This window comes from Chryseobacterium sp. P1-3, assembly GCF_000738495.1.
In the GTDB taxonomy this organism is placed as follows: domain Bacteria; phylum Bacteroidota; class Bacteroidia; order Flavobacteriales; family Weeksellaceae; genus Chryseobacterium; species Chryseobacterium gallinarum.
In genome coordinates this window covers 126,536-144,357 of the sequence record NZ_JPEQ01000007.1, presented here as the reverse complement: position 1 = coordinate 144,357, position 17,822 = coordinate 126,536, and the positions used below count along the sequence as shown (strand labels likewise).

At 35.7% G+C, this 17,822-nt stretch carries 17 protein-coding genes and 2 pseudogenes; 10 read left to right on the top strand and 9 right to left on the bottom strand.

Annotated elements, in window-relative coordinates:
* Window positions 1-31 precede the first annotated feature (31 nt).
* Both atpB and HX13_RS09140 read right to left on the bottom strand, forming a co-directional pair.
* The gene (gene atpB / locus HX13_RS09145) at window positions 32-1,129 is read right to left on the bottom strand and encodes a F0F1 ATP synthase subunit A (RefSeq protein WP_050020831.1); all 1,098 of its coding nucleotides are present in this window, start codon (window positions 1,127-1,129) and stop codon (window positions 32-34) included.
* 59 nt (window positions 1,130-1,188) lie between these two features.
* Window positions 1,189-1,560 carry a hypothetical protein gene (locus tag HX13_RS09140; protein ID WP_050020830.1) on the bottom strand — a complete coding sequence of 124 codons (372 nt, stop codon included), beginning with the start codon at window positions 1,558-1,560 and terminating at the stop codon, window positions 1,189-1,191.
* Between the two features lie 457 nt (window positions 1,561-2,017).
* Here HX13_RS09140 and ffh point away from each other — a divergent pair, with 457 nt between their 5' ends.
* Entirely contained in the window at window positions 2,018-3,379 is a 1,362-nt protein-coding gene (gene ffh, locus HX13_RS09135) for a signal recognition particle protein (RefSeq protein WP_050020829.1), read from the top strand.
* 82 nt (window positions 3,380-3,461) lie between these two features.
* On the opposite strand, the gene HX13_RS09130 is transcribed toward ffh, so the two are convergent.
* From HX13_RS09130 to HX13_RS09110, 5 genes and pseudogenes are all read right to left on the bottom strand, one after another.
* On the bottom strand, window positions 3,462-4,097 hold the full coding sequence (locus tag HX13_RS09130) for an outer membrane protein (protein ID WP_050020828.1): 636 nt from the start codon (window positions 4,095-4,097) through the stop codon (window positions 3,462-3,464).
* 188 nt (window positions 4,098-4,285) lie between these two features.
* Complete coding sequence (locus HX13_RS09125; protein ID WP_050020827.1) at window positions 4,286-4,957, bottom strand: outer membrane beta-barrel protein; 672 nt, start codon at window positions 4,955-4,957, stop codon at window positions 4,286-4,288.
* Between the two features lie 428 nt (window positions 4,958-5,385).
* Window positions 5,386-5,883 carry a hypothetical protein gene (locus HX13_RS09120; protein WP_050020826.1) on the bottom strand — a complete coding sequence of 166 codons (498 nt, stop codon included), beginning with the start codon at window positions 5,881-5,883 and terminating at the stop codon, window positions 5,386-5,388.
* Window positions 5,884-6,019: 136 nt separating this feature from the next.
* Window positions 6,020-6,682 (bottom strand): porin family protein, encoded by a 663-nt coding sequence (locus HX13_RS09115; RefSeq protein WP_050020825.1) that lies wholly within the window; start codon window positions 6,680-6,682, stop codon window positions 6,020-6,022.
* A 114-nt stretch (window positions 6,683-6,796) separates the two neighbouring features.
* A pseudogene (locus tag HX13_RS09110) lies at window positions 6,797-7,758 on the bottom strand (PhoH family protein).
* 134 nt (window positions 7,759-7,892) lie between these two features.
* Between HX13_RS09110 and HX13_RS09105 the strand changes: the two are divergent.
* The 7 genes and pseudogenes from HX13_RS09105 to rplI all read left to right on the top strand — a co-directional run bounded on the left by HX13_RS09105 (window position 7,893) and on the right by rplI (window position 14,835).
* The gene (locus HX13_RS09105) at window positions 7,893-8,720 is read left to right on the top strand and encodes an S-adenosyl-l-methionine hydroxide adenosyltransferase family protein (protein WP_050020824.1); all 828 of its coding nucleotides are present in this window, start codon (window positions 7,893-7,895) and stop codon (window positions 8,718-8,720) included.
* A gap of 63 nt (window positions 8,721-8,783) precedes the next feature.
* Window positions 8,784-10,094, top strand: a complete 1,311-nt coding sequence (locus HX13_RS09100; RefSeq protein ID WP_050020823.1) for a dihydrolipoamide acetyltransferase family protein — start codon at window positions 8,784-8,786, stop codon at window positions 10,092-10,094.
* A gap of 224 nt (window positions 10,095-10,318) precedes the next feature.
* Window positions 10,319-11,749, top strand: coding sequence for a serine hydrolase domain-containing protein (locus tag HX13_RS09095; protein WP_050020822.1), 1,431 nt, complete (start codon window positions 10,319-10,321; stop codon window positions 11,747-11,749).
* A gap of 224 nt (window positions 11,750-11,973) precedes the next feature.
* Window positions 11,974-13,323 (top strand): chloride channel protein, encoded by a 1,350-nt coding sequence (locus HX13_RS09090; protein WP_050020821.1) that lies wholly within the window; start codon window positions 11,974-11,976, stop codon window positions 13,321-13,323.
* A gap of 154 nt (window positions 13,324-13,477) precedes the next feature.
* Window positions 13,478-13,819 (top strand): 30S ribosomal protein S6, encoded by a 342-nt coding sequence (rpsF, locus tag HX13_RS09085; RefSeq protein ID WP_047095723.1) that lies wholly within the window; start codon window positions 13,478-13,480, stop codon window positions 13,817-13,819.
* A gap of 31 nt (window positions 13,820-13,850) precedes the next feature.
* Window positions 13,851-14,154, top strand: a pseudogene (gene rpsR, locus HX13_RS09080) (30S ribosomal protein S18).
* A 180-nt stretch (window positions 14,155-14,334) separates the two neighbouring features.
* The gene (gene rplI, locus HX13_RS09075; RefSeq protein WP_050020820.1) at window positions 14,335-14,835 is read left to right on the top strand and encodes a 50S ribosomal protein L9; all 501 of its coding nucleotides are present in this window, start codon (window positions 14,335-14,337) and stop codon (window positions 14,833-14,835) included.
* 210 nt (window positions 14,836-15,045) lie between these two features.
* On the opposite strand, the gene HX13_RS23955 is transcribed toward rplI, so the two are convergent.
* A complete protein-coding gene (locus HX13_RS23955; protein WP_238555201.1) occupies window positions 15,046-15,492 on the bottom strand; it encodes a helix-turn-helix domain-containing protein in 447 nt (148 codons plus the stop codon).
* A gap of 80 nt (window positions 15,493-15,572) precedes the next feature.
* The gene (locus tag HX13_RS23950; protein WP_238555200.1) at window positions 15,573-15,854 is read right to left on the bottom strand and encodes a hypothetical protein; all 282 of its coding nucleotides are present in this window, start codon (window positions 15,852-15,854) and stop codon (window positions 15,573-15,575) included.
* A gap of 213 nt (window positions 15,855-16,067) precedes the next feature.
* On the opposite strand from HX13_RS23950, the gene HX13_RS09065 reads away from it, so the two are divergent.
* Together HX13_RS09065 and HX13_RS23945 are read left to right on the top strand one after the other, a co-directional pair.
* Window positions 16,068-17,324: a TolC family protein gene (locus HX13_RS09065; protein ID WP_050020819.1), complete on the top strand. Its 1,257-nt coding sequence runs from the start codon at window positions 16,068-16,070 to the stop codon at window positions 17,322-17,324.
* Between the two features lie 5 nt (window positions 17,325-17,329).
* Window positions 17,330-17,821 (top strand): biotin/lipoyl-binding protein, encoded by a 492-nt coding sequence (locus HX13_RS23945; RefSeq protein WP_238555199.1) that lies wholly within the window; start codon window positions 17,330-17,332, stop codon window positions 17,819-17,821.
* Window position 17,822: the final 1 nt, after the last annotated feature.

Below are 17,822 nucleotides of genomic sequence, written 5' to 3'. Positions count from 1 at the left end.
TTTGTTTAAATACTTTTTTTAATTCAAATGATTAGTGAGCTGCGTGGTGTTCATGCTCGTGCTCCTGCACCGCCATTCCGATAAACAAAGCTGATAACATCGTGAAGATATAAGCCTGTAGGAATGCTACTAATACTTCCAATAAATAAATGACTAATGTTAAGAACGGGAATGCTACTCCTGCAATAACATTCTTGAATACGTAGATCAACCCGATCAAACTCATTACGACGATGTGACCTGCCGTCATGTTGGCAAAAAGTCGGATCATCAATGCGAATGGCTTAGTGATGGTTCCTAATAATTCGATAGGAAGCATGATCAGCTTCATTGGCACTGGTACTCCCGGCATCCAGAAGATGTGTTTCCAGTAATCTTTATTGGCAGAGAATGTAGTAATCAGATAAGTAAGGATAGCCAGGAAGAAAGTCATGGTAATATTACCGGTAACATTGATTCCGAATGGCATTAATCCTAAAACATTCAGGAAAAGAATAAAGAAAAACACTGTTAATAAATAACCGATAAATCTTTTATACTTATGTCCGATGTTTGGAATAGCGATTTCATCTCTCACAAAGATTACCAATGGCTCCAGGAATCTGGCAGCTCCACTTGGAACCGGTGATTTTTTATAAGACTTAGCCATTCCGGTAAACAATACCAACATGAAAACTGACACCAAGATTATGATCAGTACACTTTTCGTAATAGAAAGATCCAGCACTTTCTCAGCGGTAGGATGACCTGCTTCATCCACAGGCAATGTTCCTGCTGCATCAGTCTTGTAAATCTTTTCGTGGTGCAACATGTAATAAGCTCCATCCACCTCAGTCGGCTCACCATGCATAAAACCTTCTTTATTGCTCATGAAAGCATGGAAACCGTTATCATAAAAAATAACAGGAAGAGGGAAACCGATGTGGTGACCTTCTTTGTCAACCATCAATGTGAAATCATGCGCATCCAATAAGTGATGATCGATGAATTCTTTGTTTTCTTTACTTACTTTGTCTTTCTCTGAAAGCTCTTGAGCAGGAGCCGCCCCAGCAGTTGCCTCGCCGTGCTGTGCAGACACCAAGTTTAATACAAAAATACTGTAGAATAAAACTGCGAATTTCTTAAACATTGATAGGTTTTTTTCGTTGTGCAAAAATATAATATTTTTTCTAGTTTCAATAAATAATTTTACTGTTTTTTATCATGATTAATAAGCTTAATCGCATAGTACGTAAGCAGCGTTGTCAGGACAAAATAAGGCATGATAAAATGAAATTTATAGCCGGGAATGGCTTCAAAGTTCAATTTTTTCCGGATTAAATACATTAAACCGAATTTTAAAAGGATCAATCCGATGACAGACAGCCCTAAAAACTCAGGAGCTACCCTATTGATCAAAACAATCAAAGTTATCATCATCATAAACATAACGCTCAGGAAAAGGTAAAATTTAATAATGACAATTTCATCCAGATGAAAAACAAATTTCCAAAGAGAAAAATGAATCAGGAATGTCAGGAAAAATAAGACTACAACAAGAATATTAGGATTAGATTTCATTCTTTCGTTAAATTTTCATCCATGTATAAAACATGGTTTATTCAATTGATCGCAAAAATAGACTTTTTCTATCGTATTATCCTATGATTTGATAATTATCATTTTTCCATATAGCCGTTGTGCATTTTGATATTAAATGGCAGTTCAGAATAAAGCAGTTTTAAAGCCGGGGAACTGGGAGCTGGGAGTCATGAAGGTCGTAAAGAATAACGATTCATCTTTTTTATCGATCTTGAGGCAAAAATTAATGATGTAATAGCTGTCAGTCTTTACAACCGAAAGTAACTTCCAGCTTCTTTCTTCCAGCTTCCAACCCATTACCAGACTTTCCTACTCCGAACTGTAATTTTTGGCTCAAAATGCCCAACGAGTTTTTCTATATATAATATTACGTGTATTCATCCTTTGGATATGCTAAAAATTCCTTATTTTTGCAAACCTATAATTTACAATACATATGTTTAATAGTTTACAGGATAAATTAGACAAGGCATTACATAATATTTCCGGACGTGGAAAAATTACAGAAATCAATGTGGCGGAAACCGTAAAGGAGATCCGCAGAGCATTAGTAGATGCCGACGTTAACTATAAAGTTGCAAAAGACCTTACAAAGAGAGTTCAGGACAAAGCCTTAGGACAAAATGTTCTTACTTCCCTGACTCCGGGACAATTAATGACTAAAATTGTTCATGATGAATTAGTAGATTTAATGGGAGGTTCTCAGGAAGGTATTAATCTTTCAGGAAAACCGACGGTAATCCTTATTGCAGGTCTTCAGGGTTCAGGTAAGACAACTTTTTCCGGAAAACTTGCCAATTATTTACAAACCAAAAGAAATAAGAAACCTTTATTGGTGGCTTGTGACGTTTATCGTCCTGCAGCGATTGACCAGCTAAAGGTTTTAGGAGGACAAATTAATGTTCCTGTATATACTGAAGAAGGAGCCACAAATCCTTCTACCATTGCTGAAAATGCTATCAATTTTGCAAAAGCCAACCACCATGATGTCGTAATCGTGGATACTGCCGGCCGTCTGGCAATTGATGAGCAGATGATGAACGAGATTAAATCCGTACATTATTTCATCAAGCCACAGGAAACCCTTTTTGTGGTAGACTCTATGACCGGTCAGGATGCTGTAAATACGGCAAAGGCGTTCAACGAAGCTTTGAACTTTGACGGGGTTGTTCTTACCAAGTTAGACGGTGATACAAGAGGGGGTGCTGCATTAACGATCCGTTCTGTAGTTGAAAAACCAATCAAATTTATCTCCACAGGAGAAAAAATGGAAGCCTTAGACCTTTTCTATCCGGAAAGGATGGCAGACAGAATCCTGGGAATGGGGGACGTTGTTTCCTTGGTAGAAAGAGCCCAGGAGCAGTTTGATGAAGAAGAAGCCAAAAAACTTCACAAGAAAATTGCTAAAAATGAATTTGGTTTCGATGACTTCCTGAAGCAGATCAACCAGATTAAGAAAATGGGTAACATGAAGGATCTGATGGGGATGATTCCTGGTGTAGGAAAAGCCATTAAAGATGTAGAGATTAGTGACGATGCGTTTAAGCATATTGAAGCAATTATCTACTCTATGACTCCTGAAGAAAGAAGAAAACCATCCATCATCAATACGCAAAGGAAAAACAGGATTGCAAAAGGTGCGGGAAGAAAAATCGAAGATGTGAATCAATTGATGAAACAATTTGATCAGATGGGTAAAATGATGAAGATGATGCAAGGACCTCAAGGAAAGCAAATGATGCAGATGATGAGCAAGATGCCAAACATGCCTGGAATGGGCGGAATGTTTGGAAAATAATGCTGAAACATCTAATCAAAATATAAAATCCGACTCAAAATTGAGTCGGATTTTTTTATTTCTTATCTTTAAACAGTTTTGATTATTTATCAGATTTTTGAGCCTTAGCTTTGATAAAATAAGAGAAACCAACATTTACTCCGAAAGTTTTCACATTCGTTTTAACATCCATTCCGTAATAGGTCTGTTTATTAGAAAACTGGTCATAGGAAACACCTAAATTTATTCCTAAAGACTGTGTTGCCATATACGTAACTCCTCCTTTTACTTTCCATGCCAGACCATCAGTGGTACTTTCATCAGAGCTGGAAACTCCACCAAGAGTAACATTTCCTTTGTTTTTTACTGAAGCATATCCAATTCCGGCTCCTAAAAACGGAACAAATTTACTTTCATTAGCAAAGTAATAAGTAGCTGTAGGCATTACAGAGAAACTCGTTGTAGTAGCCTTTACACCTTGATATTTTGTAGTAGCACTTGTAAGCCCCAAGTCAATACCAACAGCCAATTTATCAATTACAAAATATCCTACTGAAGGCGTTAATGAGATCGTACTTACTTTAGGGCCGTCTGCGGATTGACCTCCTACTTTCACGGTTGTAGTAACACTGTTGAAGCCAAAGCCTGTATTTCCACTGATCACCCAATCTCCCTTAGTCATTTGAGCATTAGACCACCCAAAAAGTGCGATAGCACCAGCTAGTAATAGTTTTTTCATGATTATTATATTAAAAATTTCGGGTGCAAAGATAATAAAAAGTTAAATATTTAAACAAAATATGTCGTTTTCAATGATTTTATTTAATTAAGAACAATTAATTATGATAAAATATTAAAACAACATTTTATTTTCAATAAAAAAGCCCTGAGAAAATCTCAGGGCTCTATTGCTATATGCTGTATTTATTATTTTGAAAATACATATTTAACTCCGAAAGTTACAGAAGTTAAGTTTAAACCGAAGTTATAATCATTAACTCTCTTAGCTCCGTCAACATTTTGCTTGTAAGTGTTGTATCCGAATTCACCGATAGTAGCTTCGATAGTCCAGTTTTTGTTTAAGAAATAATCTAAACCTGGCTTAATGTTTACACCGATTGAAGTGAAGTTAGCTTTATCAGATGCAGATGAAGTTGTAGTAGTTGTTCCAGCTGCAGTAGTTGTTGTAGTTGTAGTAGTTCCTTCAACTTTGTTTTGACCAAATGCCATTGGAACTTCTAATTGACCGAAGATATATAATTTATCAGCTAAAGTCCAATATTTTCTTACGAAAGGAGCAACAACGAATGCAGATTCAGTTACTTTACCTTCAGTTACCATTAAAGGATTAGTTCCTGTAGTTTTTGTTACTTTTTCATTATCGTTTTTGTAACCAACACCTAAACCTACTGCTAAGTTAGTATCTACAAAATATCCTACAGTTGGAAGAATTTTGAAGCTTTCAACTTTTTTATCTGTATTGTTGTTTTCTTTTTGAGAATAACCAACTTGTCCTGATAAATATGTAGTTCCTTTAGCAATCTGAGCGTTTGATAAACCAAAAAGTGCAACAGCACCCGCTAATAATATTTTTTTCATTTTAAAAAATTTTAATACTTTCTGGGAGCAAATTTACAGAGGCAGCCTTTAATATTAAAATTTGTTAATGTGATTAATATCATTGTTAAATATTGGTATTTATAGAAATAAATTATATCCGATAAAACATTTTTGACTTTTTCACAATATTATGAATAAAAAAATAATTTTTATTTAACAAGAGCGGAATATTCTTATAATGTACAATCCTTCATTTTTATCAACCCTTTTCCTTTTTTATCTGTTTAATGAAAATATACGATACAAAACGTTAACAATAAGGGTATTAAATCTTAAAATTCAACCAATATTATAATATCTGGATAAAACAAAGCTGGCCTGTTCGGGAATCAGCTCTACTGAGCTCAAATTTTATGATAAAAAAAACTCCGGCCTTCGGCCGGAGTCCTGTTATCTTTTAGCTATCCTTATTTGATAAAGAAGTTATATCCTAAGTTTACAGCACCTATATTCCAGCTGTCTCTGTACCAACCGTAGTCACGTCTGTTACTTACAGACTGGTATCCTATATACAATTCTCCTTTAGACATCTGGTATCCGAATTTGGGTTGTGCATAGAAACCTCCGTCTATACCATCTTTAGTAGAAATGCCATATCCAAGATCCAATCCTACAAAAATAGGAGCACCTTTAAATTTATATTTTCCGGAAACTGCTACGGGAATAAATCCGAAATCATCAAAATGATCTTTTCCGAAAAAATGAGAATATCCTGTTGTAACACCAAGATCAAGACCTTTAGTGATATTCCACATATAAGCGGCATCCACTCCTAATGTAAATGAAGAGATATCACTTGCATCAGCTACCGGTACCCCAATATGTCCACCTAATTTAAAACCTTCCTGCGCCTGTGCAGCACCTCCTAAAAGCGCAAAAGCACCTAGTAATAACAGTTTTTTCATTTTTAGTTGTTTAATTATCGCCCAAAAATACTAATTATTTTCTTTATTGATAAAATTTTCATGAATCATGTTCCTTAAAATAAAAAAAACAGGACTAAAATTAATCCTGTTTTTGTTTATATATTAAAATCCTTCATTAATTACCTCCGAATTTAAAACCGACACCCACCTGAATAAAGCTGTTCGTCAGTTTTTCATTTCCTTGTGCATTTTTAGCAAGATTGGAAACACCGAGGTTATATCTTGCATCAAAGAACAATCCGTTTTCCAGCGCGTATTCAGCTCCAAGGAAAGGAGCGAGGTTTAGTGTATTCACCTGATCTTTGATATCCACCTCTTTATCCGCATCAAATTCAAATAATGGGCCCATTCCCAGATCAGCAGAAAGCTTTGATTTCGCAGAAAGGATAAGTCCTACATTTACTCCTGCAGAAACAGAAAGCCCTTCAGTAATAAAATACTTAGCCGATACAGGAACCAATAAAGTATGGAAAGTCTGCTTGGCTTTGAAATTAAAAAAAGTAGTCGGATCATCGGGATCAGCTTCCTGTATCTTTACCTTTCCTCCTAATGGTGAATATAAAAGTTCTCCCTGAAGGGCAAACTTATCACTCAGTTTATATTCGGCGATTCCTCCGATGTAAAAGGTATGTAACGGATCTGAAGTTTCAGACTGTCCATCCCCTTTTGCTTTTAAGGTAGAATATGAATACCCTGCCTTCGGACCAAATCTAAATTCCTGCGCATTGGCTGTAATTCCCATAACAGCTACAGCTGCAATCAGTAAAAGTTTTTTCATTGTTAATTAGTTTTAATTTTTAGGAAAGCAAAACTAATTAATTTTTCCAGATTACCAAATTTTAATATAAAAAATAAACATTAATAAGATTTTACTAGAATTTTAATCCTAGAATCAGTCATTTCTTAATCTTTTTTCTTCATCATTGTAAGCCAGAATGATTTTCTTTACTACCGGGTGTCTTACCACATCTTCTTCTGTAAGATGTACAAAACCGATTTCATTGACTCCTTTCAGGATTCTCATTGCTTCTTTCAGCCCGGATTGCTGGTTTTTAGGCAGGTCAATCTGACTTGGATCCCCTGTAATGATAAACTTGGCATTCATCCCCATCCTGGTTAAAAACATTTTCATCTGTGCATGAGTCGTATTCTGTGCTTCATCAAGAATTACAAAAGCATCATCAAGGGTACGTCCTCTCATAAAAGCTAACGGAGCCACCTCTATAACTTTCTTTTCCATAAAACCTTCCAGTTTTTCATGCGGAATCATGTCGCGAAGGGCATCATACAAAGGTTGTAAATAAGGGTCCAGCTTTTCTTTAAGATCACCGGGTAAAAATCCAAGGCTTTCCCCTGCTTCTACTGCCGGCCTTGTCAGGATAATCCTTTTAACCTCTTTATCTCTTAATGCTTTTGCAGCTAAGGCTACACTGGTATAGGTTTTCCCGGTACCTGCGGGACCTATGGCAAAGACCATATCTTTTTTCTCGGTTTCCTTTACCAGTTTTTTCAGATTGGTCGTTTTGGCTTTGATTATTTTCCCGTTTACTCCTTTTACAATAATATCCTGGTCGAAAATCAGTTGTTTCTCATTTTCATCTTTAATATTCAGGATATTTTCAACATCTTTCAGGCCTATTGAGTTGTTTTTTAGAAATGAAACGGACAATATCATCCAGTTTTTGTTTCAGAATATCTAAAGCTTCCTGGTTTCCCATCGCAAAGATAAAAGTGATCTCTCCCTGTGATTTTAAGAGTCGGAAAAGTAGATTTTATTAAGTTGAAATATTGGTTATTAACTCCATAGAAGATTTTAGCGTCGATATCTTCCAAATCATATGTTAATTCAAACATGCAGTATTTTTATTTTTAGATTTTTAAAATTAAAGTTTTTTTTCAAATTTATATCAAATTCTTTTCAACAATCTTTCGGGCTTTCTTTTTATTTTAAATAACTTTGCGATATTACATTATTCTATAAATTGCTCATGTCAATTATTACCCTTACTTCGGATTTCGGAAATTTAGATTACAGAGTAGCCGCTGTAAAAGGCAAAATTCTGTCTCTAAACCCTGAGGTTAATATTATTGATATAACCCACGATATCCAGGCATTCAACCTCATACAGACTTCTTATATCGTACGAAATGCTTATAAATATTTCCCTAAAGGAACCATTCATATCATTTCTGTAGATAGTTTTTATAACAGATCAAGAAAAAATATCCTTTACAAGGCGGACGGATCTTATTTCCTGGCGGCCGACAATGGTATTTTAAGCCTTATATTTTTTGACATCAAACCCGAGGCGATCTATGAGATTACCTTAAATAACCGTTTTGATGACATTATCAATTTTACTTCTACGGATATTTTTGTCCCTGCGGCTGTACATCTTGCCAATGGAGGACTTCCGGAGGTCATCGGAAGAAAAATAGATACCGCCAAACAGCTGATGTTCCCTAAGCCGGTTTATAATGAATCCGAAAGAATGATCATCGGGGAAGTTACCTATATTGATAATTTCGGAAATATAATCTCAAATATCAGCAAAGATTTCTTTGAAAATATCGGCAAAGGATATAATAGTTTTACGATAAAATTCAGGAATTTAACTCTTTCCAGGGTATTTTCCAGCCACACAGAAGTGGTTTCTGACTGGGAAAGAGAGACTGAATTCCATGGGCAGTCTGCAGCAATCTTTAATGACAGTCAGTTATTAGAACTTACCATCTATAAGGGAAGCAGGAAAAACGGGGCAAAAAGCCTGTTTGGATTGAATGTAGGCGAGAATATTTACATTGAATTTGCCTAAAATTATATATTTCATAAAAAAACCGATTTTTTTTATATATTTGTCAAAATCTAAAAATCAAAAATGGCAGAATACAAATTATTGCTTCCTTCTATGGGAGAAGGGGTTATGGAAGCGACAATTATCACTTGGTTATTCAATGAAGGTGATAATGTTAAAGAAGATGATTCCGTAGTAGAAATTGCAACAGATAAAGTAGATTCAGATGTACCGACACCAGTTTCGGGAAAAATTGTAAAAATTTTAAAGCAAAAAGATGAAGTTGCAAAAGTAGGTGAGCCGATTGCTATTTTAGAAATTGAAGGTGAAGGAACGGCTTCAGAAGAAGTATCATCAGAAACAACAACAGCCGCTGCTCCGGATACCGAAACATTAAAAACGATTGAAGAGCCTTTAAAAACAGCAGCAACTTCAACGACAGAATTCTCAGGAGATCTTTATTTATCTCCATTAGTAAAATCTATTGCACAACAGGAAAATATTTCTGAAGCTGAGCTGAAATCTATCAAAGGAAGTGGTCTGGAAGGAAGAATTACCAAGGAAGATATATTAGGATATGTTGCCAACAGAGGAAACCAACCTGCTCCACAGGCGGCTCCTGCACCAACCGCTGTTACTCCGCAACCAGCAGTTTCAGCCCCTGCAGCTACCGTTCCGGTAAGTGCTGGTGACGAAATCATTCCTATGGACAGAATGAGAAAGATCATCGCTGAAAACATGGTAAAAGCTAAGCAAATTGCTCCTCATGTTACTTCTTTCATTGAAACAGACGTTACCAACGTTGTAAAATGGAGAAATAAAAACAAAGCGATTTTCGAAAAACGTGAAGGTGAAAAACTGACTTTCATGCCAATTTTTGTAAAAGCGGTAGTGAAAGCAATTCAGGATTTCCCGATGATCAACGTTTCTGTAAGTGGTGAAAACATCATCAAGAAGAAAAACATCAATATTGGTATGGCTACTGCCCTTCCGGATGGTAACCTTATTGTTCCTGTTATCAAAAATGCAGATCAGCTGTCTCTTTCAGGACTGGCAAAAGCCATTAATGACCTGGCATACCGGGCAAGAAATAAAAAACTAAGACCTGAAGATACTCAGGGAGCAACCTATACAATTTCTAACGTAGGAAGTTTCGGAAACCTTATGGGAACTCCAATTATTCCTCAGCCTCAGGTGGCTATTTTAGCAATTGGGGCTATCGTTAAAAAGCCTGCAGTTCTTGAAACCAAAGATGGTGACGTAATCGCGATCAGAAACTTAATGTTCATGTCTCACTCTTATGATCACAGAGTAGTTGACGGATCCTTAGGAGGAATGATGCTGAAGCATGTTCACGACTATCTTGAAAACTGGGATCTGAACACGGAAATATAAGTACGGGTAATAAGCAATGAGTAACTTACTTACTGTCTATTATAATTGATGGAGGATAAGTGATAATTGATTAATGATTCAGGCTTATCCGGTATATTTAAAATGATAAACCTTCGATATATTATCGGAGGTTTTTTTTGTAGATCAATCTGTGTATCTTTGAATTAAGAAGTAACATAAACAGGATTCAGGTTGTCTAATATAAGAACATAACCAAATTACATATGAAGCAATTCATTTTGACCACATTAGCGTTAAGTATTTCTATGACAGTCTTCTCTCAGAAAGCTGAACAATCGGCATTGATTGATCAGTATGTGAAAGAAATGATTACCATCAACCAGATCCCGGGTTTGGCTATTGGAGTCATAAAAGATGATAAGATTATTTTCCAGCAATATTATGGCAGAGAAACGCTGGAAAGTGATAAAAAGGTTGATTCAAATTCAATATTCAGGATATATTCCACTTCAAAATTGATGTCAAATGTTGGTGTTTTTCAACTGGTTGAAAAAGGTCAATTATCTTTAGAAGACAATATTTCAAAGTATATTGAAAACCTCCCTAAAGAATGGCAGGGCGTTAAAGTAAAACATCTATTGACGCATTCTTCTGGAATTCCCAATCTTATTGCTTATAATGATATTTTAGCAGATGATTCTAATGCCAAGGTTATTGAAAGACTGGCTAAGGAAAAAATGGAATTTAAAACAGGAAATCAATTCAGTTATAACCAGACCAATTATTTTCTTCTTACCATGATTATCGAAAAAATCACGGGACAGTCTTTTGAAGATTTCATTATAAACAACCAGTTTTCAGATGCTAAAAACCAGGTTGTTTTTTCTTCAAATGCTCTTGAAACAATCCCCCATCGTGTTGTAAAATACAATTACAATGCTGCAAAAGAACAATATGAAAAATCCACAGATGTTAATGGAACTCGGGCTCATTCCGCCAATGGAATAGCAATCACACTTCCTGCCTTTTTAAAATGGAGCATCCATCTTAGTAAAAATGAGTTACTTCATCAAAAAACCAAAGAAATGATGTGGCAGCCTTTTGATTTCGGTAATAAAAAAGATGTTTTTTCCTACGGATGGGACATTACGAAAGTAAATAATATAACCTCTTACAATTTTTCCGGTGGCAATGTAAGCTCCTATAAAATTTATCCGCAAAATAATCTGGCAATAGTTATGATGTCTAACGGATACAGTTTATTTCCTGTTCAATACCGGATTGTCAATCACATTGCAGCTATTATTGATAAAAGTTTAGCAGACGACTATTCATTAGCAGAAGAAACCATCATCTCTGAATTTTCAAAAAAAAATAATCTTGATGCAGAAAAAATCTACTATTCAATGAAAGCAAAAAATTCAAAATGGAATTTTGAAAACACATTGAATGAAATAGGTTATATTCTTTTGAGAAATTCGAGAATTGATGAAGCCGTTAAGGTATTTTCTTTAAATTCCAAGGAAAATCCACAATCGGCAAATGCCTTTGACAGCTTGGGTGAAGGTTACTTTTTATCCAAAAATTATGCTTTAGCTTTAGAGAATTATAAAAAATCCTTAGCATTAAATCCTGATAATACCAATGCTGTAAATATGATTCATAAGCTAGAAGATCTGATGAAAAAGAAATAAATATATTGGATTTTTTAGTATTGCTCACTCTGATTAAAATTCTTGATTGAAAGGTTCTTGTTGTTTACCCTCAAAAGTAAAAATAAATATCTCTTATCTTTTTATCATTAATCTGATTGGATACCAAAGACACTAAGTATTGATAATGCTTAATGGCCGCAAAATTTTCAGAAGACCTATAATTCTCAAAATTTTGCCGTAATTTCATCCCACAAAATGAACAAATGCTGAAAATCCTTGTCCTGATACGAAGATCCATTAAAAATTCCTTTGATAATATCCGGAATGAACAGCTGAAGTACAACCTTCTTCAGGCCATTCCTTTCTGGATAGGCTCAGTGATTACCGGCTTTTTTGCTGTATTATATGCACAACTATTTGCCTGGGGAGAAAACCTCCTGAATTTCATTCTTGACTGGCATACGTGGATGATATTTATCATTGCTCCTGTAGGTTTTGTGCTTTCATGGTGGCTGGTAAAAGAATTTGCTCCCAATGCCAAAGGAAGTGGTATCCCGCAAGTGATGGCCGCAGTGGAACTGGCCAATCCTAAAGAACATAAAAAGATCAGAAGCCTTTTAAGCCTTAAAATCATCATTTTTAAAATTATTTCCTCAGTAGTTCTGGTGATCGGAGGTGGTGCCGTAGGACGTGAAGGTCCTACCATTCAGATTGCCGGCTCGGTTTTCAGAAAAGTAAACGAATATCTTCCGGATTGGTGGCCTAAAATCTCCAAGAAGAACATGATCATGACAGGAGCTGCGGCCGGGCTTGCTGCTGCTTTTAACACTCCTCTCGGAGGAATTGTTTTCGCTGTAGAGGAATTGTCGAAAACACATATTAATTATTTTAAAACAGCTTTATTTACGGCGGTTATTATCGCCGGCTTAACTGCCCAAACCCTGGCCGGGTCTTATTTATATCTGGGTTATCCAAAAACAAATGATGTTTCTTTAATGATCATGTTTCCGATCATTCTGGTGGCTGCCACAGCCGGAATTCTTGCCAGCCAGCTTTCCGTGGTTATGCTAAAAATTAACGGCTGGAAAAAGAAAACACTGAAAACAGATAAAGCTAATGTTATTTTCCTGATTGCATGTGCTTTGTTTATAGCCTCTATCGCTTATTTTATTAACAGAGAAATCCTGGGCTCCGGAAAAGAAATTATGGAGCGTGTCCTTTTCACCAAAGACAAACATGAAGATTGGTATGTCCCGGTTTTAAGAATGCTGGGCCCTGCCCTGTCTTTCACTTCCGGAGGTGCAGGAGGAATTTTTGCTCCGGCTCTTACTGCGGGGGCCAGTATTGGTTCTGTCATTTCAGGAGCAATTCATCTCACACCCAATGAAACCAATGTAGTCATTCTTGGTGGGATGGTTGCTTTCCTTACAGGAATTACCAGAGCGCCGTTTACATCAGCCATCATTGTATTGGAAATGACCGACAGACATTCACTGATTTTTCATCTGATGCTGGCCGGGATGGTTTCTTCTATTGCCTCTATTTTGGTAAGCAGGCATTCTTTATATGATGTTTTGAAAGTGAATTTTTTTAACAGAAATCAGGCAACGTGATTAGTTGAAAATAAATAAATTTGGTTTTCATAGTATACAAAAACATCTGTTATCGTTCGGTTGGCACCAGCAACTATTTCACATTACTATTGTATATTACAAATATATTCTCTACTTTTGCACCTCGAAATAATTAACAAATTCATTTAACATTATGAACAATTACGAAACTGTTTTCATTTTAACTCCCGTTCTATCTGAGTCACAGGTAGAGGAAGCAGTGAACAAGTATGTAGATCTTATCAAAGAAAAGAACTGCGAAATCGTTGCTAAAGAAAACTGGGGATTAAAAAAATTAGCTTATCCAATCCAATTGAAAAAGAACGGATTTTACACTTTAATTGAATTTAAAGGAGAAGGTTCTGTAGTTGCTGATTTAGAATTAGCATTCAAGCGTGACGAAAGAGTAATCCGTTACCTTACTACAAAACTTGACAAACACGCTGTTGAGTACGCTGTAACTAGAAGAGCAAAAGTAAAAGCAGCTAAAGCTTAATTATTAACCCTATTTTTTAAAAAGACAAGACATGGCAATAGATGAAATGGCTAAACAAGCCTCAGCAGGAGGAGAATCAGAAGTAAAATTCCTTACTCCGCTTGATATCAATACAAAATCTGAAAAGAAATATTGTAGATTCAAAAAAATACGGAATTAAGCACGTTGATTACAAAGATGCTGATTTCTTATTACAGTTCGTGAACGAGCAAGGTAAAATTTTACCAAGAAGATACACCGGAACTTCTTTAAAATACCAAAGAAAAGTTTCTGCTGCTATCAAAAGAGCAAGACACCTTGCATTACTACCATACGTAGCTGACTTATTAAAATAAGACAAAAATAAACAAGAAGAAAGAGGAAAGATCCAGATCTTTTTCTCTTTTTTTAAGTTGCTGAATACATCATTAATTCTAACGATTTTTAGATTAAAGAAAAGAAATAATTTCTAAGACATCAGTCTTTTTTCTTTTTTCTTTGCTCTTTTCTCTAAAACTAAAAAACGGACAACAACAATGGAAATTATCCTAAAAAAAGACGTAGAAAACTTAGGACTTGAGTTTGATACAGTAAACGTAAAGCCAGGTTATGCTAGAAACTTCTTAATCCCTCAAGGATTTGCACTTTTAGCTACCCCTAAAAACAAAGCTGCTTTAGAAGCTACATTAGAAGCCAGAAAAGAAGAAGAAGCTAAATTAATCGCTGCTGCTAACGCTGTAGTTGATCAATTGAAGAAAACTTCTATCACTATTCCTGCAAAAGTAGGTAGTGGTGATAAACTATTCGGATCTATCAACAATGCTGATCTATCTGCTGCTTTAGAAAAAGCTGGTGTTTCTGTAGAGAAAAAATACATCAAAATCCCTGGTAACACAATCAAAAGAACTGGTAAATTCTCAGCTCTTATCAGACTTCACAGAAATGTTGAGTACAATTATGAGTTTGATATCGTTTCTGATGCTCCGGTTGAAGCTGCTCCTGCTAAAAAAGAAGAAGCTAAAACTGAAGAAGCTTAATAAGCGACCGAGAATTTCTCACCATATAGGACCATCTCAATTTTTGAGGTGGTTTTTTTGTGCCCCGTTCTTTTTTACAAACAAAAAACATCTTCAGGCCGGTTGTGCAGCAGTTTTAGTATAATGCCTTGAAAATATTACTGTAAAAAAATTAAAAAGATCAGGATCTGGATTCACACGGTTCTTTACAGGTCTCTACGAATTTTAAATCTACCGGTCTCCTCTTAATTTCTGCTGATACTCCGTTGGCGCAACCCCAATCACTTTTTTAAAAATATTGCTGAAAGATGACAGACTGTTGTAACCTACCATCATTGCAATTTCGTACATATTGTATTTTCCTTCCAGCATCAATTCAAGGGAACGGGTAATTCTTAAAGCTCTTAAAAACCGGACGTAATTCATGCCCAGAATCTCTTTAAACTTTCTGGAAAGGGTTCGGGTACTCATTCCGAACTCTTTGGCCGTAGATTCAATGGTAAGGGGCTTTTCCAGGTTGGCATGAATATATCTTGCAATCTTCAGTAATGTTTCATCTTTGGGAAAAGGATGTTGTACAGGAAATGCCAGTTTTTTATCTCTTTTTTCAGGTAGAATTCCTTTTAACGCTTTAAGAAAATAATACTTAGATCCATCATTTTTTGTTGATTTTCCCATCCCAGTCTTTGGTATATAAAATCATTTCCCTTAGCAGCTCATTGACTGAATAAATATTAATTTCATCAAAAAAGCCACTTTCATTTTTTTCTTTTTTTAAAGTAAAAATTATACAGATCTACTTTAGGGCTTGTAGAAAATAGATAATGAGGCGTGCCCGCAGGAATCCACATAAAGCATCTTGCCGGAAGATACCAATGTTTTAAATCTGTAAAAACATGTACAATTCCCCCTTCCGCATAGACCAGCTGTGCAGAACTGTGATAATGAATATCCGTGGTAATATTTCCCGTAAGCACATGATACACGTAAAATTCGGCATCATCGTCTTCTACTGCCTGAAAATGACTGTCATTCATCAAATAAAGATAAGAAGTTTTTTTTTAAATGGCGTAAATGAGCAAATCTTTTTCTGCTTTCACAAATCGTGACTATTACCGGCTGTCGTAACTTTGCTGCATCAAAATCTTTTTAGCAAAAATCTTTTAATAAATTTATGAATATGATATTGAACGCATGCCGATATCAGTGCATTGCGTTGTGCTTATTACTGAGCCATTTTTTTACCTGCACAAATGATAGACTATCACAACCTTGGCTTACAACAAGCTATTGAGATAGGCTTGAAAAACAACAAAAATATCCGGATCAGCTATCTGAAACAGGAAATGTCTGTTACAAAAGAGAAGGATCTTGCAATGGAAAGGCTTCCGGACATTGAATTCCATACCAGTTATAATCAGGTAACCAATCTTTTCCAATACCAGGATGGTGTATTCAATACCCCTGCAAAATACGATGTCATCAATGGAATGTATGATTTTACCTTATCAGCTTCCATTCCGGTATATATGGGTGGAAAAATAAAAAACACCGAAAAGAAAGCAGCTATTGATACGGAAATCTCTGCATTAAAAACCCATCGGGATGAAAGACAGCTTACCATGGAAATTATTACAGCTTTTCTGCAGATTCATCATTTAAAAGAGCAACAAAACCTTATCAACGACAAGATGAAAGAAGATTCCGTGAACATTAAACAGGTAAAAGTACTGAAAGCGAATGGTGTTGTAACGATAAATGAAGTATTAAGAACTTCTTTACAGCTATCCAATCATAAAATGAGCTGGACGGAGCTGGATAATGATATCCAGATTGCCGAACACAAATTGAAAACCATACTTTCACTACCTGAAAAGCAAGAAATACATGTAAATACGGAAGACCTTATTTCAGACAAAGCAGCAATACCCTACATCGATGAGCTGATAGAAACCGCTTTGAATAAAAATGAATCTGTTGAAATCACCCACAAAAACCTTTCTTTAAAAGAGCTGGATCAAAAGATAACCAAGGCTAATTATTTACCGAAGGTGACAGCGGGTGGAGAATATTTTCTGAAATATCCCAATATGATGTTTTTTCCTCCGGAACCTTATGCCTATCGTCTGGGAATGGTGGGTGTGAATCTTACCTATCCCATAGAAAACCTGTATAAGAACAAATACAAAATGCAGGAGGCCAGGGAAAACATTGATCTGGCCAGACTTCAGGTTGAAGAGAACGAAGAAAAAATAAGGCATAGCGTCTATGAAGCTTACAAAAGGTTTGAGGAAACAGACCAGAAGGTAAAAATTGCTGAAGAAGCTATTGACCAGGCTAAAGAGAATTATCGTATTGTAAAAACCAAATACGCCAACAAACTCAGCCTGATTACGGAACTCATTGATGCAGACAATGCTTATCTGGAAGCCGAATCTAATCTTATCTCTGTAAAAATTAACCGACAGCTCAAATATTATCAACTCCAATATACGATAGGAAACTTGTAAAAACTATGGCAAAAAAACAACTGACACAAAAGGAAAAAAGAATCAACAGGGTCATCACGTTACTGGCCTGGATCCTGATCATAAGCGGAATAACAGGAATGGTAAGTTTTTATCTTTTTTCGAGAAAAAATGTAACTACGAATGATGCACAGATTGAGCAATATATTACTCCCGTATCCAGCAAAGTATCAGGATTCATCAAAACGATAAAATTTAATGAAAATCAGTTTGTACATCAGGGAGACACGTTAATTGTCATTGATAACAGGGAGTTTGTCAATCAGGTACATATGGCAGAGGCGAGTCTTCATGCCAATACTGAAAATATTACAACCATTCAGAGTGGTGTTACTACGAAGGAAAGTGATACCAGGATTATAGAAGCGAAAAATTGCTTCTGCAAAAAATTGATATCTGGAAAAATGAACAGGATTATAAAAGATATCAGAATCTGTTGGCGGAAGATGCTGCCACAGAACAAGAGTTTGAGAATGTGAA

What these genes read in the sequence shown, in the direction of transcription:
- atpB (WP_050020831.1), bottom strand. Translation starts at nt 1,129, where the DNA reads ATGTTTAAGAAATTCGCAGTTTTATTCTACAGTATTTTTGTATTAAAC.
- HX13_RS09140 (WP_050020830.1), bottom strand. Translation starts at nt 1,560, where the DNA reads ATGAAATCTAATCCTAATATTCTTGTTGTAGTCTTATTTTTCCTGACA.
- ffh (WP_050020829.1), top strand. Translation starts at nt 2,018, where the DNA reads ATGTTTAATAGTTTACAGGATAAATTAGACAAGGCATTACATAATATT.
- HX13_RS09130 (WP_050020828.1), bottom strand. Translation starts at nt 4,097, where the DNA reads ATGAAAAAACTATTACTAGCTGGTGCTATCGCACTTTTTGGGTGGTCT.
- HX13_RS09125 (WP_050020827.1), bottom strand. Translation starts at nt 4,957, where the DNA reads ATGAAAAAAATATTATTAGCGGGTGCTGTTGCACTTTTTGGTTTATCA.
- HX13_RS09120 (WP_050020826.1), bottom strand. Translation starts at nt 5,883, where the DNA reads ATGAAAAAACTGTTATTACTAGGTGCTTTTGCGCTTTTAGGAGGTGCT.
- HX13_RS09115 (WP_050020825.1), bottom strand. Translation starts at nt 6,682, where the DNA reads ATGAAAAAACTTTTACTGATTGCAGCTGTAGCTGTTATGGGAATTACA.
- HX13_RS09105 (WP_050020824.1), top strand. Translation starts at nt 7,893, where the DNA reads ATGTCAATTATTACCCTTACTTCGGATTTCGGAAATTTAGATTACAGA.
- HX13_RS09100 (WP_050020823.1), top strand. Translation starts at nt 8,784, where the DNA reads ATGGCAGAATACAAATTATTGCTTCCTTCTATGGGAGAAGGGGTTATG.
- HX13_RS09095 (WP_050020822.1), top strand. Translation starts at nt 10,319, where the DNA reads ATGAAGCAATTCATTTTGACCACATTAGCGTTAAGTATTTCTATGACA.
- HX13_RS09090 (WP_050020821.1), top strand. Translation starts at nt 11,974, where the DNA reads ATGCTGAAAATCCTTGTCCTGATACGAAGATCCATTAAAAATTCCTTT.
- rpsF (WP_047095723.1), top strand. Translation starts at nt 13,478, where the DNA reads ATGAACAATTACGAAACTGTTTTCATTTTAACTCCCGTTCTATCTGAG.
- rplI (WP_050020820.1), top strand. Translation starts at nt 14,335, where the DNA reads ATGGAAATTATCCTAAAAAAAGACGTAGAAAACTTAGGACTTGAGTTT.
- HX13_RS23955 (WP_238555201.1), bottom strand. Translation starts at nt 15,492, where the DNA reads ATGGGAAAATCAACAAAAAATGATGGATCTAAGTATTATTTTCTTAAA.
- HX13_RS09065 (WP_050020819.1), top strand. Translation starts at nt 16,068, where the DNA reads ATGATAGACTATCACAACCTTGGCTTACAACAAGCTATTGAGATAGGC.
- HX13_RS23945 (WP_238555199.1), top strand. Translation starts at nt 17,330, where the DNA reads ATGGCAAAAAAACAACTGACACAAAAGGAAAAAAGAATCAACAGGGTC.